This is a genomic window from Streptomyces sp. NPDC043853, assembly GCF_056436025.1.
The window spans coordinates 165,385-178,643 of record NZ_JBWKDJ010000012.1; the positions used below are offsets into that span (position 1 = coordinate 165,385).

The following is a 13,259-nucleotide window of genomic DNA, read 5'->3' on the forward strand; positions in this document are numbered from 1 at the left end:
ACGACGTGCTTCTTTTTTGGTGCCGCTCGCTCTTTATGTCCGTTTTACGTGAGGCATAAGTCTCTGGGAATGGCCGGATTCAACTGTTTGGAACACGACCGTTGCCCATGCTGGAATTCAACGAACTAGCTAGTAGCACCGCCGAGAGGTTGTTGGTCGAGTGAGGCGAAGCAACTCGAGCCCCGCGGAAGACGCCGCGCGAGGCAACTTCACCCCGCCGCAGCGCGCGGCCGCGTCTCCTGTCGACGTGCCCGTGGACGAACCCACGGGCAGCGGCAGCACCAGCAGGTTCTCGCCCCGCAACTGGCGCGTGCCGACCCGTCTGAACGCCATCCTGGTCCTGCCGGCCCTCGTCGGCCTGGTCATGGGCGGCTTCCAGGTGAAGGGCTCCATCGACACCTGGTCCGACGCCAAGGACGCCGAGAAGACGGCCCGCATCGTCCAGGCGGCGGCGGAATACGGCCAGGCGCTGCTCGACGAGCGTGACCTCACCGCCGCTCCGCTGCTCATCGGCGACCGCGACAACGAGGCGATCTCCAAGGCGTACGCGAACACCGACGCCGCCAAGGCCAGGTTCGCCGACTCCGTCAAGGACATGCCCGAGAAGCAGGGCCTGGAGCGCCGCCTGCAGCTCTTCCAGCAGGAGGAGCCCAAGCTCCAGCGGATCCGCGAGACGGCGTACGCCAAGGAGTTGGAGACCGAAAAGAAGGACCTCCCCAACAACATCCTCGGTCCCATTCCGACCGAGGAGGGGTATGTCCAGGTCCAGCACTACCTCATGCAGTTCGCCAACGAGCTCGGCCTCGGCACCGGAAATGTGACCAGCTACGGCCGCATGGTGTACGCGATCCAGCTCGCCAAGGCCGCCAACTCCCTGCAGCGCTCGGTCGGCACCCACCTGCTGGTGCGGCCGAACAGCAAGGAGCCGATCCACAAGGCGCAGCTCGTCGCCTTCTCCTCCTACGCCTACCTCGAGGAAATCGCCATCGGCGAGTACGTCGCGGCGGGCACCCAGGCCGACACCGATCGGCTCAAGGAGGTCATGGGCAAGAAGAGCGCCCAGGGCGCCGAGCGGCTCGACCGGGCCGAGCAGGAGGCCAAGGCCGCCGGCAAGCCCTTCAAGAGGCCGCCGAACACCGGCGGCTCGATCCTCGCCGGCATGACCGAGGAGATAGCCGGCGGCGCGCCGAAGGAGAAGCTGACCTCCGACGGCATCGTCGCGCCGGTCTGGCAGGCCGCCGCCACCGCCAAGTTCGACGGCTACACGGAGATCGAGAAGGAGCTTCTCGACAAGGCGGTCAACGACGCCGCCGCCATCTCCGACGACGCCCGTACCGACGCCATCACCAACGGCGCCATCGTGGTCGTGGCCCTGCTCGTCGCCTTCATCCTGGCCGGCATGGTGGCCCGCCAGATGGGCCGCTCGATGCGCCGCCTGCGCGGTGCCGCCTTCGACATCGCCGAGCAGCGCCTGCCGCTCCTGGTCGATCAGCTCTCCCGTACCGACCCCGGCAAGGTCGACACCCGGGTCGCGCCCATCCCGATCAACTCCCAGGACGAGATCGGCGAGGTCGCCCGCGCCTTCGACCAGGTCCACCGCGAGGCCGTCCGGCTCGCCGCCGAGCAGGCCCTCCTCCGGGGCAACGTCAACGCGATCTTCACCAACCTCTCGCGCCGCAACCAGTCTCTGATCGAGGGCCAGCTGACCCTGATCACCGACCTGGAGAACAACGAGGCCGACCCCGACCAGCTGGAGAACCTGTTCCGGCTGGACCACCTCGCCACCCGCATGCGCCGGAACGGCGAGAACCTCCTCATCCTCGCGGGTGAGGAGCCGGGCCGCCGCTGGGACCAGCCGGTGCCGCTGGTCGACGTGCTCCGCGCCGCCTCCTCCGAGGTGGAGCAGTACGAGCGCATCGAGCTCTCCGGCGTCTCCGAGGCCGAGATCCACGGCCAGGCCGTGACCGACCTCGTGCACCTGCTCGCCGAGCTCCTGGAGAACGCCACCACGTTCTCCTCCCCGCAGACCAAGGTCCGCGTCAACGCCACCCGTCTGCCGGACGGCCGCGTGATGGTCGAGATCCACGACAAGGGCATCGGCCTGACCGCCGAGGACTTCGCGGACATCAACCACAAGCTGGCCAACCCGCCGACCGTGGACGCGGCGATCTCGCAGCGCATGGGCCTGTTCGTGGTCGGCCGGCTGGCCGACCGGCACGGCATCCGCGTGCAGCTCCGCCCCTCGGGCGAGCAGGCGGGTACCACCTCGCTGGTCATGCTCCCGGACGCGATCACCCACGGTGGTGGTGGCGAGGGCATCCCGGACGACGACTTCACCGTCTCCCAGATGATCCCGCAGCAGCACCAGCAGCAGGCGTTCGAGAGTGCCCCGCTGCGTACGGCCGCGGAGCTCGGCTTCGACGACTCCCGCTACTCCGACGCGGCCGGCGCCGCCGACACGGCCGCCATGGACCCCGTGGGCCGCTCGCTGGGCGCCCAGGAGCGCCGCCAGCAGCTGGAGGCGAACGTCTCCCAGCAGCAGTACCCGCAGGAGTATCCGGAACCCCAGCCGGAGCACGGCTACCAGCCGTACCAGGAGTACGAGCAGCAGCCGGAGCAGGGCTACGAGGCCGGGTACGAGAACGCGTACGACCAGGGTTACCCGCAGCAGGACGGTTATGCCTATCCGGAAGCCGGGTACCAGGACGGTGGACAGGCCGACCAGGGCTACGACACCGGGTACCAGGACCAGTCCCAGCAGGTGGGTTGGCCGGAGCAGAACACGTACCGGGCGGACTACCGGCAGGGCTTCGGGAACGAATCGGAACCCCAGTCGGCTCCCGAACCGGCTCAGGAACGCGTAGGCTTCGACCGTCCGGAAACCGCTGCCGAAACCGGCCACGAGATGACCGGTGCGGGCCTGCCGCGTCGCGGCAGCCAGCAGCAGTGGCAGCCGGCGCAGCAGGAAGCGGAGCCCACCAAGTCCCTCTTCGAGCAGCGGTCCCCCGCTGCGACGGAGCAGGGTCAGGACGGTGCCGGCTGGCGCTCGGCCAATGACGAGCGCTGGCAGCAGGCCGGCAAACTCCGTGAGCCGAAGGCGGGCGGGGTCACCTCGTCCGGTCTCCCTCGGCGTGTGCCCAAGGCCAACCTGGTCGAGGGCGCGGCGGAGACGACCCCGCAGGGAGGCCCCCAGGTCTCCCGCGCCCCGGAAGACGTCCGTGGCAGGCTGAGTAACCTGCGACGTGGTGTCCAGCAGGGACGCAGTGCGGGTTCGGAGCAGTCAAGTAACAGCTATGACCAGGAGCGTTAGTGTGAGCGCGATGAGCCAGGCGGCGCAGAACCTGAACTGGTTGATCACCAACTTCGTGGACAACACCCCCGGGGTGTCCCACACGGTGGTGGTCTCCGCCGACGGCCTTCTGCTGGCGATGTCCGAAGGGTTTCCGCGCGACCGGGCCGACCAGCTGGCGGCCGTTGCTTCCGGACTGACCTCACTGACCGCCGGAGCCTCCCGCATCTTCGAGGGCGGTTCCGTCAACCAGACCGTGGTCGAGATGGACCGGGGATTCCTTTTCCTCATGTCCATCTCCGACGGATCCTCGCTGGCCGTACTCGCCCACCCGGAGTGCGACATCGGCCTCGTGGGCTACGAGATGGCCCTTCTGGTGGACCGCGCCGGCAACGTCCTGACCCCGGACCTGCGCGCGGAGCTCCAGGGAAGTCTTCTCAGTTAGCAGACGGACAGTTCGTTTTCGCGCCACCGCCCCGTAAGGTGCGGTGGCGCGGTCCAACGGGAGTACTGCGTTTTGGAGTCGGAGGAGGAAACGTGACAACACCCGCAGGAGGACATCCATATGGCGGGGCGGCACAGCCGCAGGGTGGGCACGACCAGAACCGATTCAACTTCCCCTCCGCTCCCAGCCGCCCTGTGCCGGAGCAGTCCCCGTACCAGCAGCAGTACGGGCAGCAGCAGTACGGGCAGCAGCCGCAGCAGCCGTACGCGCCGCCGCAGCGGCCCGGCAGGCCGGACCGGCAGCAGGCGCCGAAGGCGCACAACCCGCTGGTGCGTCCGTACGCGATGACCGGCGGCCGGACCCGGCCGCGCTACCAGCTCGCCATCGAGGCGCTGGTCAGCACCACGGCCGATCCCGCGCGGCTGCAAGGGCAGTTGCCCGAGCACCAGCGCATCTGCCGGCTCTGCCAAGAGATCAAATCGGTGGCCGAGATCTCGGCCCTCCTCTCCATTCCCCTCGGCGTCGCCCGAATCCTCGTCGCCGACCTGGCCGAGGCGGGGCTCGTCGCCATTCACCAGCCCGGCGGCGACGAGTCCGCGGGCGGCCAGCCAGACGTGACACTGCTCGAAAGGGTGCTCAGTGGACTTCGCAAGCTCTAACGGCGGAGCGGCTCGCTCCACCACCTCCGCGAAGATCGTGGTGGCGGGCGGCTTCGGCGTGGGCAAGACCACGTTCGTCGGCGCGGTCTCCGAGATCAACCCCCTGCGCACCGAAGCCGTCATGACGTCCGCCTCCGCGGGCATCGACGACCTCACCCACACCGGTGACAAGACGACCACCACGGTCGCCATGGACTTCGGCCGCATCACCCTGGACCAGGACCTCATCCTCTACCTGTTCGGCACCCCCGGACAGGACCGCTTCTGGTTCATGTGGGACGACCTCGTCCGCGGCGCCATCGGCGCCGTGGTCCTCGTCGACACCCGCCGCCTCGCCGACTGCTTCCCCGCGGTCGACTACTTCGAGAACTCGGGCCTCCCCTTCGTCATCGCCCTCAACGGCTTCGACGGACACCAGCCCTACACCCCCGAAGAAGTCCGCGAGGCCCTGCAGATCGGCCCCGACGCGCCCATCATCACCACCGACGCCCGCCACCGCGCGGACGCCAAGTCGGCACTGATCACGCTCGTGGAGCACGCGCTGATGGCGCGCCTGCGGTAGCTCTGGCGCGATCTCACCGGTCTGCCTGAACGCCGGGAACCCGTCCGCGGGTCCCGGCGTTCTGTGTTGCTGACGACGGGGTGCCGAGGGCGGGGGTGGCGAGTGTGGGCGCCGAGGCGGCGGCGATCAACCTGGAGCGGGTCCTGGCGACTTGGGCGGCCGGTCCGTGGCTGGCACCGCGCGACGGGCCCAGGAGGGCCGCCTGGAGCTCCCGGAGCTGATCCGGGTCCGGATACCGGGGTTACGGCCCCATCGGAGCCTGGAGAGGCAGTTCGAGCAGATCGCGGACGCGGTGGCGGCCCGCCTGGAGCCGTTGCTGGCGCACGAGTTCCGCGGGCTCACGGCGGCCGGGCGCCGGTCGGCCCTGGACGCCGTGACAGACCGGTTCCTCGCTGCCGACCTCTCCGACAACGCGATCACCTCGCCAAGATGCCGGACCTGACCCAGCTCGCCCTCGGCCGGTACGACCTCTCCGACGGACTGCCCGGGAGGGGCCCCGGAGCTCATTCTCGACGACTGCTCGGTACCGGAGGACCTGAACGGCCTGGCGGCGTCCCAAGCCTGCGTCTGTTGACGCTCAACAGGTGCCGAACGGCCGACGGCCGCCCGCCGGACCTGGACTCCGTGCCCGAGGGCATCAAGGTCGAGGTCGGCTGAGCGGCCGTACGGGACAGCGGGTGGCGTCGGAAGACGTCAGCCCTGCCAGCTGTGCGGGGCGCGGAAGCCCGGGGTGCGCTCCAGGCGGCGCCAGCCGGCGGTGGAGCGGCGGGGGGCCGGGACGGCGGTCGGGGTGGCGGCGGCGCGGGCCAGCAGGATCGCGGTGATCGCGGCCAGCTCCTCCGGCTCGGCGTGGCCCTTCTCGACGCGCAGCATGGTGTCGGTGCTCATCGTTGGCTTCGTCTCCTTCGCGTTACTGCGGCGGGTTGCCGTGCTTGCGGGACGGCAGGTCGGCGTGCTTGTTGCGGAGCATCGCGAGGGCGCTGATCAGCGTCTCGCGGGTCTCGGCGGGGTCGATGACGTCGTCGACGAGGCCGCGTTCGGCCGCGTAGTACGGGTGCATCAGCTCGGCCTTGTACTCCTTGACCATGCGGGCGCGCATGGCTTCGGGGTCCTCGGCATCGGCGATCTGCTTGCGGAAGATGACGTTGGCGGCGCCCTCCGCGCCCATCACCGCGATCTCGTTGGTGGGCCAGGCGTAGGTGAGGTCGGCGCCGATGGACTGGGAGTCCATGACGATGTACGCCCCGCCGTAGGCCTTGCGCAGGATCAGGGAGATCCGGGGCACGGTGGCGTTGCAGTACGCGTACAGCAGCTTCGCGCCGTGGCGGATGATGCCGCCGTGCTCCTGGGAGACGCCGGGCAGGAAGCCGGGGACGTCCAGGAAGGTCAGGATCGGGATGTTGAAGGCGTCGCACATCTGGACGAAGCGCGCGCCCTTTTCGGAGGCCTCGATGTCCAGGACGCCGGCGAGGTGGCCGGGCTGGTTGGCGACGATGCCGACGACCTGGCCGTCCATCCGCGCCAGCGCGCAGATCAGGTTGCGGGCCCAGCGCTCGTGGATCTCCAGCACCTCGCCGTCGTCGACGAGCTCCTCGATGACCTTGAGCATGTCGTACGGGCGGTTGCCGTCGGCGGGGACGAGGTCCAGCAGGACGTCGGAGCGGCGGTCGGCCGGGTCGTCGGTCTGGTGCGTCGGGGGGTTCTCGCGGTTGTTGGAGGGCAGCATCGAGATGAGGTACCGGACCTCGGCGATGCAGGTCTCCTCGTCGTCGTAGGCGAAGTGCGCCACGCCCGAGGTCTCGGCGTGCACGTCCGCGCCGCCCAGGCCGTTCTGGGTGATCTCCTCGCCGGTCACCGCGCGGACCACGTCCGGGCCGGTGATGAACATCTGCGAGGTGTCCCGGACCATGAACACGAAGTCCGTCAGGGCCGGGGAGTACGCGGCGCCGCCCGCGCACGGGCCCAGCATCACCGAGATCTGCGGGATGACACCCGAGGCACGGGTGTTGCGCTGGAAGATGCCGCCGTAGCCGGCCAGGGCGGAGACGCCCTCCTGGATGCGGGCGCCCGCGCCGTCGTTGAGGGAGACCAGCGGGGCACCGGCCGCGATGGCCATGTCCATGATCTTGTGGATCTTCGCCGCGTGGGCCTCGCCCAGCGCACCGCCGAAGATCCGGAAGTCGTGGGCGTAGACGAAGACCGTACGGCCCTCGACCGTGCCCCAGCCGGTGATGACACCGTCGGTGTAGGGCTTGCGGGCCTCCAGACCGAAACCGGTCGCCCGGTGCCGGCGCAGCTGCTCGACCTCCTTGAAGGAGCCCTCGTCGAGGAGGAGCGCGATGCGCTCGCGGGCGGTCAGCTTGCCCTTGGCGTGCTGGGCCTCGGTCGCGCGGTCACTGGGGCCACGCCGCGCCTGCTCACGCAGGTCGTGCAGCTCGGCCACGCGGCCGCGAGCGTCCGTCGGCTCGCCCGGAGTCTGGTCCACAACGGTCATGTATCGACCTTACGAACCGGGCATCCGGAAACCCTCCGTAGAGACTGCACAGTCTCGGGCCCGATCCGCTGTGAAGCCCACACAGAACCGGGTGAGCACGCAAGGACATCACCAGCAGGGGCGTTCGTCCTTTGTGGGCTTGCCACAAAACCGGCGCGTTAAGTTGAAAGTTGAACGGAATGCCTCTAGGGTTGTTTTCGTTGAACTTTCAACAACACCCCCACGACCGAGGAGCACATCATGGGCCTCTTCACCCGCCGCACCCGGGAAACCGCCACCGCGACCACCCCGGCCGCCGCCACCTCCGCCACCTCCGCCGTCGCCGTCCTCGACGCCGACCCGGCCCTGGCCGCCCTCACCGGCGACTACACGATCGACCCCGCCCACAGCAGCATCGGCTTCACCGTGCGCCACGCGATGGTGACCAACGTCCGCGGCGCCTTCACCGACCACGAGGGGACCCTCCACCTGGACGGGTCGGACCCGTCCCGGTCCACCGCCGTCGTCGAGATCAGGACCGCTTCCGTCGACACCGGCATCGCCGACCGCGACGCCCACCTGCGCGGCGGGGACTTCTTCGACGCCGAGGCCTTCCCGCTGATGACCTTCCGGTCCACGGCGGCCGCCCGGACCGGCGCCGACACCTACCGCCTCACCGGCGAGCTCACCATCAAGGACGTCACCCGCCCGCTCTCCCTCGACCTGGAGTTCAACGGCGCGGCCACCGACCCCTACGGCAACGAGCGCGTGGGCTTCGAGGGCAAGGCCGAGATCCTGCGCTCCGAGTGGGGTCTGACCTGGAACGCCGCACTGGAGGCCGGCGGCGTGATGGTCAGCGACAAGGTGAAGCTGACCTTCGACATCTCGGCGATCCGCCAGGCGGCCTGAGCCGGCCGGCCCCCGCCACCCCGCCCGCGGGGACCGTGGGTCAGAAGCCGCCGCCGTCGAAGCCGCCGCCACCGCCCCAGTCCCCGCCGCCGCCGAAGCCGCCCCCGCCGAAGTCGGAGGCGTCGAAGTCGGCACCGGAGTAGTCGCCGCCCTCGAACCCGCCGCCGTATCCGGCGCCGCCCCAGTCGGCGCCGTACGCCGGGCTGGACATCATCGAGCCGAGCATCGTGCCCACCAGGAGGCCGGGCAGCATCCCGCCGCCGAAGTAGCCGCCGGCCCACGGCCCGTACGCCGGTCCGGCCTCGTAGTAGGGCCGCGGACCGTAGTCGGTGTCCACCGTGCGGACCATCGGGTCCTGGCCCTCGCGCAGCCGGACCGCGTCCGCGGCGCACACCGGGACCGTGCGGAGCGCGCCGGACGGTGGCGGCGCCCAGGAGGCGTCCTCGGTGCTGGGCCCGTGCCGCGGGTCGAAGAAGCAGGGTGCGCGGCGTTCGGGCAACGGCCGCCCCTCCCGGCGGGCGGCGAGCGCGGTCAGCGCGAACCGGCCGTCCTCCAGGGCCTGGGTGACCCCCTTGACCTCCTCCGGGTGCTGCACGGAGCCCATGATCTGCTTGGCCCTGTCGTACGAGTCCAGCGCCCGCTCGTAGTCCTGGCGCATGGCGTCGTCGGCGCCCGGCTCGCCGGGGTGGAAGTCCAGCCGTTCGAGTTCCTCGCCGAAGGCGGTGATGTCCTCGTCGACCACCACCCGGAGCCTCTCCACGGCCTCCCGCTCGGCCGCCTCCTTGCGCGTGCGGTTCCGGCGGACCAGGGCGTACGCGCCCCCGCCTCCGAGGGCCACGACCACGCCGAGGCCGACCAGGGTGCTCGCGTCCACGCCTCCGCCGCCGGTTCCGCCGGCGTCCCAGGAGGCCGGGGCGCCGCCCCGCATCTGCGGCAGGGCCTGGTCGACGAAGTTGTTCAGCTGGGTGGCCGCGTCCACCGGGCCGCCGGCCTTGACCGCGTCGGAGAGGTTCTTGACGGCGTTGGGGCGCATGACGACCTTGTCCGCCTTGGCGCCGAAGTCGTCGCCGAGCCGGACCGCGTAGAGGCCGGTGACGCCGGTCATGGCCCGCACGCTCTCGAAGACGCTCTCCGGCGGGAACTCCGTGGAGTTCGGCAGCACGGCGACGAACAGCGGCTTGTCGGCGTCCTTGATCTTCCGGGCGAGGGCATCCGCCTGGTCCTTCGACAGCTGCGACTGCGCGCGCGGGTCGACGTAGACCGGGCTCTCCTTCAGGGCCTCGGCCACAGCGGCCGGGCCGGTCGCGGCGGACGCCTGCGGGGCGACCGCGAGGGCGGTCGCCGACAGGCCCAGCAGCAGGCCGGAGAGTACGGCGGGTATCAGCCTGGTCCTCATGTCTACGACGCTACCCGAACAGGGGTTTTCCTGTGTAAGTCGGACATAAGGCCCAGGCCTACGGCCCGGCGGCGGCTCGGACCCGGCAGCTCAGACCCGGGGCCGCACCGGACGGCCGGGGGCGCCCGGCGAGGTGTGGGCCGGGGGCTTGAGCATCATCCGGAACGCCGGTTCCGCGCCCGCGTGCAGCAGCCCGTAGGTGAAGGCGTCCTCCAGGGCCTGCCAGGAGGCGGCGATCACGTTCGGGGCCACGCCGACCGTGTTCCACTCCTTGTTGCCGTCGGTGGTGGTGATCAGCACCCGGGTGGTCGACTCGGTGCCGTGCGTGCCCTCCAGGGTGCGCACCTTGTAGTCCACCAGCTCGAACTTGGCCAGCTGCGGGTAGAACCCCTCCAGCGCCTCGCGCAGCGCCCGGTCCAGGGCGTGCACCGGGCCGTTGCCCTCGGCCGTGGCGATGATCCGCTCGCCCTTGATCCACAGCTTGACCGTGGCCTCGTTGGCGTGGGTGCCGTCGGGGCGGTCCTCGCTGATCGCGCGCCAGGACTCCACCTTGAAGAAGCGGAGGGCCCGGCCCTCCGCCTCGGCGCGCAGCAGCAGTTCGAAGGAGGCGTCGGCCGCCTCGTACGTGTAGCCCTGGAGCTCCCGCTCCTTGACCCGCTCCACGACCCGGCCGATCAGCTCGCGGTCGCCCTTCAGGTCGACGCCGAGTTCCTTGCCCTTGAGCTCGATGGAGGCGCGGCCGGCCATGTCGGAGACCAGCATGCGCATGGTGTTGCCGACCCGCTCGGGGTCGATGTGCTGGTACAGGTCGGGGTCGACCTTGATGGCGGAGGCGTGCAGGCCGGCCTTGTGCGCGAAGGCGGAGACACCGACGTACGGCTGGTGCGTGGAGGGGGTCAGGTTGACCACCTCGGCGATGGCATGGGAGATCCGGGTCATCTCGGCGAGCGCGCCCTCGGGGAGGACGGTGCGGCCGTACTTGATCTCCAGAGCGGCGACCACCGGGAACAGGTTGGCGTTGCCGACCCGCTCGCCGTATCCGTTGGCGGTGCACTGCACGTGGGTGGCGCCGGCGTCCACGGCGGCCAGGGTGTTGGCCACGGCGCAGCCGGTGTCGTCCTGGGCGTGGATGCCGAGGCGGGCGCCGGTGTCGGCGAGCACGGTGGAGACCACGGCGGTGATCTGGGCGGGGAGCATGCCGCCGTTGGTGTCGCAGAGGACGACCACGTCCGCGCCGGCCTCGTGGGCGGTACGGACCACGGACTTGGCGTACTCCGGGTTCGCACGGTAGCCGTCGAAGAAGTGCTCGCAGTCCACGAACACCCGGCGGCCCTGCTCGCGCAGGTAGGAGACGGTGTCGCGGACCATCTCCAGGTTCTCGTCCAGGGTGGTGCGCAGGGCCAGCTCGACGTGCCGGTCGTGGGACTTGGCCACCAGGGTGATCACCGGGGCGCCGGACTTCAGGAGGGCGCGGACCTGCGGGTCCTCGGCGGCGGAGCCACCGGCGCGGCGGGTGGCGCCGAAGGCGACCAGCCGGGCGTTCCGGAACTCGATCTCGGCCTGCGCGCGGGCGAAGAACTCCGTGTCACGGGGGTTGGCGCCCGGCCAGCCCCCCTCGATGAATCCGACGCCGAACTCGTCCAGGTGCCGGGCGATCGTCAGCTTGTCCGCGACCGTGAGGTTGATGCCCTCGCGCTGCGCGCCGTCGCGCAGGGTCGTGTCGAAGACGTGGAAGCTGTCGTCCAGGACGGCTTTCGCCTCTGTCGTCCCTGTTGGCGTCATGGTGATCTGGACTCCTGTCGGATGAGTGGCTCCGGAAACCGGGATCCACTGCCCCCATCATCGCGCGCGGGGCGCTCCCGGCATTTCGTGTGCCGGGAAACAAAAAACCTCTCGCTGGTGCGAGAGGTCTGCGCGCGGGTCTGAGGCACGGTGGCGCTGCCCGCGGAGGTCTTCCACGGTTCAGCGGTCACTGCGGACCGGCGCGCTGCTGCCGATAATCATGGGCTGAGCAAGCACGTTCGCAGTCTGCCATAGGCTTCCCGGCGGGTGGACGCCGATCTCACGATGCGGGACCGGCTGTCCCGCCACCGGCCGTGCCGGCCCCGGCCGTGGGTGCCCGCGGCCGGATGCCGCCGGCCATGCGGCCGGATGCCGCCGGCCATGCGGCCGGATGCCGCCGGCCATGCGGACAGCCGTGCCGGCCCCGGCCGTGGGGCAGGCCGCGTGGGCAGTCGTGCGGCCCCGGCCATGGGGGGCAGGCGGCCGGATTCCGCCGGCCGTGTGGGCAGTCGTGCCGCTGGGGCGGCACGGGTGGGCACACGGCACCCCGGTCCTGCGAGGGCTCGCGCAGCCTCCCCGCACCCCGGCCCCGCTGCGGTCCGGACCCCGTCCGGGCGGAGCTCCGCTCCCGGCGTGCCGGGCCCGGCGAAGCCACCGCCCTGGCCGGGCCGGGCGGCGCTGCGGCGAAGCGCGCCATGGCTTCGGTGGGGCGGGAGCGCTGCCCGCTGGGCGGCGTTCCGGTGTGCCCACCCGTTCCGCCCTGCGGAACGCCTGCCCACACCTCCGGCGAAGGTGCCCGCCCACACCTCGACGGAGCCGCCCCACCGGTACGGGAGGGCACAGCCCAGCGGAACGCCTGCCCACACCTCAGCAGAGCTGCCCGCCCACACCTCGGCGGAGCCGCCCCACCGGTACGGGAGGGCCGAGCCCAGCGGAACGCCTGCCCACACCTCAGCAGAGCTGCCCGCCCACACCTCGGCGGAGCCGCCCCACCGGTACGGGAGGGCACAGCCCAGCGGAACGCCTGTCCACACCTCAGCAGAGCTGCCCGCCCACACCTCGGCGGGGGCCGCCCACACCTTCGCGGGGCGCGTGCCCATGGCTTGGCGGACCGGGCTGCTAGCGCAGCGTCAAGGCTTCGGTGAGGAACTCGCGGACATGGGAGAGGATCTCCCCCCGGTCCACCGTGGGCAGGCCCACGGCCAGCTGGATGCTGAAGCCGTCCAGGAGGGCGCGGGCGCGGGCCGCCACGCGTTCGGCGTCGACCGGGCGGAACTCGCCGCGGGAGATGCCCTCGGCGATCAGGGCGACGAGGTCGCGGTGCCAGGCGCCCTCGATCGCGGCCTGGCGTTCCCGTTCCTCCGGTCCCGCGTTCTGGGAGCGGTTCCAGACCTCCAGCCAGAGCGTCCAGTGCGGGTCGCGGGCGTACTCGGGGACGTACAGGTCGACGTACGCGGCGAGCCGGTCGGCGACCGCGCCGCGCCGGGAGAGCAGGGCGCGGCGTTCGAGGCCGAGGGCGGCCTCGCTCCATTCCAGGGTCTGCAGCAGGAGCTCGTCCTTGCTGCGGAAGTAGTAGAGGAGGTGCCCGCTGCTCATGCCGACCTGGCGGCCCAGGCCGGCCATGGTGAGGCCGTCCAGGCCGCGCTCGGCGATGGTGGCCATGGCGGCGGCGAGGACGTCCTCGCGCGGTGGCGCGTTCTTCCGCGCGCGTACCCCACCCGCCACCATGGCCACTTCCTCTCGC

The 13,259-nt window shown here is 71.0% G+C and carries 10 protein-coding genes and 1 pseudogene; 6 read left to right on the plus strand and 5 right to left on the minus strand.

What is annotated here, in order from left to right; genetic code table 11:
* Window positions 1–160: 160 nt before the first annotated feature.
* The 5 genes from AC067U_RS27985 (at window position 161) to AC067U_RS28005 (ending at window position 5,397) form a co-directional block, all read left to right on the plus strand.
* Window positions 161–3,310, plus strand: coding sequence for a sensor histidine kinase (locus tag AC067U_RS27985; RefSeq protein WP_478832550.1), 3,150 nt, complete (start codon window positions 161–163; stop codon window positions 3,308–3,310).
* A gap of 10 nt (window positions 3,311–3,320) precedes the next feature.
* The gene (locus AC067U_RS27990) at window positions 3,321–3,734 is read left to right on the plus strand and encodes a roadblock/LC7 domain-containing protein (protein WP_365112203.1); all 414 of its coding nucleotides are present in this window, start codon (window positions 3,321–3,323) and stop codon (window positions 3,732–3,734) included.
* A 92-nt stretch (window positions 3,735–3,826) separates the two neighbouring features.
* Entirely contained in the window at window positions 3,827–4,393 is a 567-nt protein-coding gene (locus AC067U_RS27995) for a DUF742 domain-containing protein (protein WP_478832551.1), read from the plus strand.
* On the plus strand, window positions 4,374–4,955 hold the full coding sequence (locus AC067U_RS28000; protein ID WP_037792108.1) for a GTP-binding protein: 582 nt from the start codon (window positions 4,374–4,376) through the stop codon (window positions 4,953–4,955). The genes AC067U_RS27995 and AC067U_RS28000 overlap by 20 nt, the downstream gene beginning before the upstream one ends.
* Window positions 4,956–5,121: 166 nt before the next feature.
* The gene (locus AC067U_RS28005; RefSeq protein ID WP_478832552.1) at window positions 5,122–5,397 is read left to right on the plus strand and encodes an NACHT N-terminal Helical domain 1-containing protein; all 276 of its coding nucleotides are present in this window, start codon (window positions 5,122–5,124) and stop codon (window positions 5,395–5,397) included.
* Between the two features lie 251 nt (window positions 5,398–5,648).
* Here AC067U_RS28005 and AC067U_RS28010 read toward each other — a convergent pair whose 3' ends face one another.
* Window positions 5,649–5,843 carry an acyl-CoA carboxylase subunit epsilon gene (locus AC067U_RS28010; RefSeq protein WP_478832553.1) on the minus strand — a complete coding sequence of 65 codons (195 nt, stop codon included), beginning with the start codon at window positions 5,841–5,843 and terminating at the stop codon, window positions 5,649–5,651.
* Window positions 5,844–5,865: 22 nt separating this feature from the next.
* Window positions 5,866–7,449, minus strand: a complete 1,584-nt coding sequence (locus AC067U_RS28015; protein ID WP_478832554.1) for an acyl-CoA carboxylase subunit beta — start codon at window positions 7,447–7,449, stop codon at window positions 5,866–5,868.
* A 240-nt stretch (window positions 7,450–7,689) separates the two neighbouring features.
* Here AC067U_RS28015 and AC067U_RS28020 point away from each other — a divergent pair, with 240 nt between their 5' ends.
* Window positions 7,690–8,337, plus strand: coding sequence for a YceI family protein (locus AC067U_RS28020; protein ID WP_478832555.1), 648 nt, complete (start codon window positions 7,690–7,692; stop codon window positions 8,335–8,337).
* Between the two features lie 40 nt (window positions 8,338–8,377).
* On the opposite strand, the gene AC067U_RS28025 is transcribed toward AC067U_RS28020, so the two are convergent.
* From AC067U_RS28025 to AC067U_RS28035, 3 genes and pseudogenes are all read right to left on the minus strand, one after another.
* A complete protein-coding gene (locus AC067U_RS28025; RefSeq protein ID WP_478832556.1) occupies window positions 8,378–9,733 on the minus strand; it encodes a hypothetical protein in 1,356 nt (451 codons plus the stop codon).
* A 168-nt stretch (window positions 9,734–9,901) separates the two neighbouring features.
* Window positions 9,902–11,515, minus strand: a pseudogene (gene cimA, locus AC067U_RS28030) (citramalate synthase); the annotation flags it as partial.
* Between the two features lie 1,119 nt (window positions 11,516–12,634).
* Window positions 12,635–13,240 carry a TetR/AcrR family transcriptional regulator gene (locus AC067U_RS28035; RefSeq protein ID WP_478832643.1) on the minus strand — a complete coding sequence of 202 codons (606 nt, stop codon included), beginning with the start codon at window positions 13,238–13,240 and terminating at the stop codon, window positions 12,635–12,637.
* Window positions 13,241–13,259: the final 19 nt, after the last annotated feature.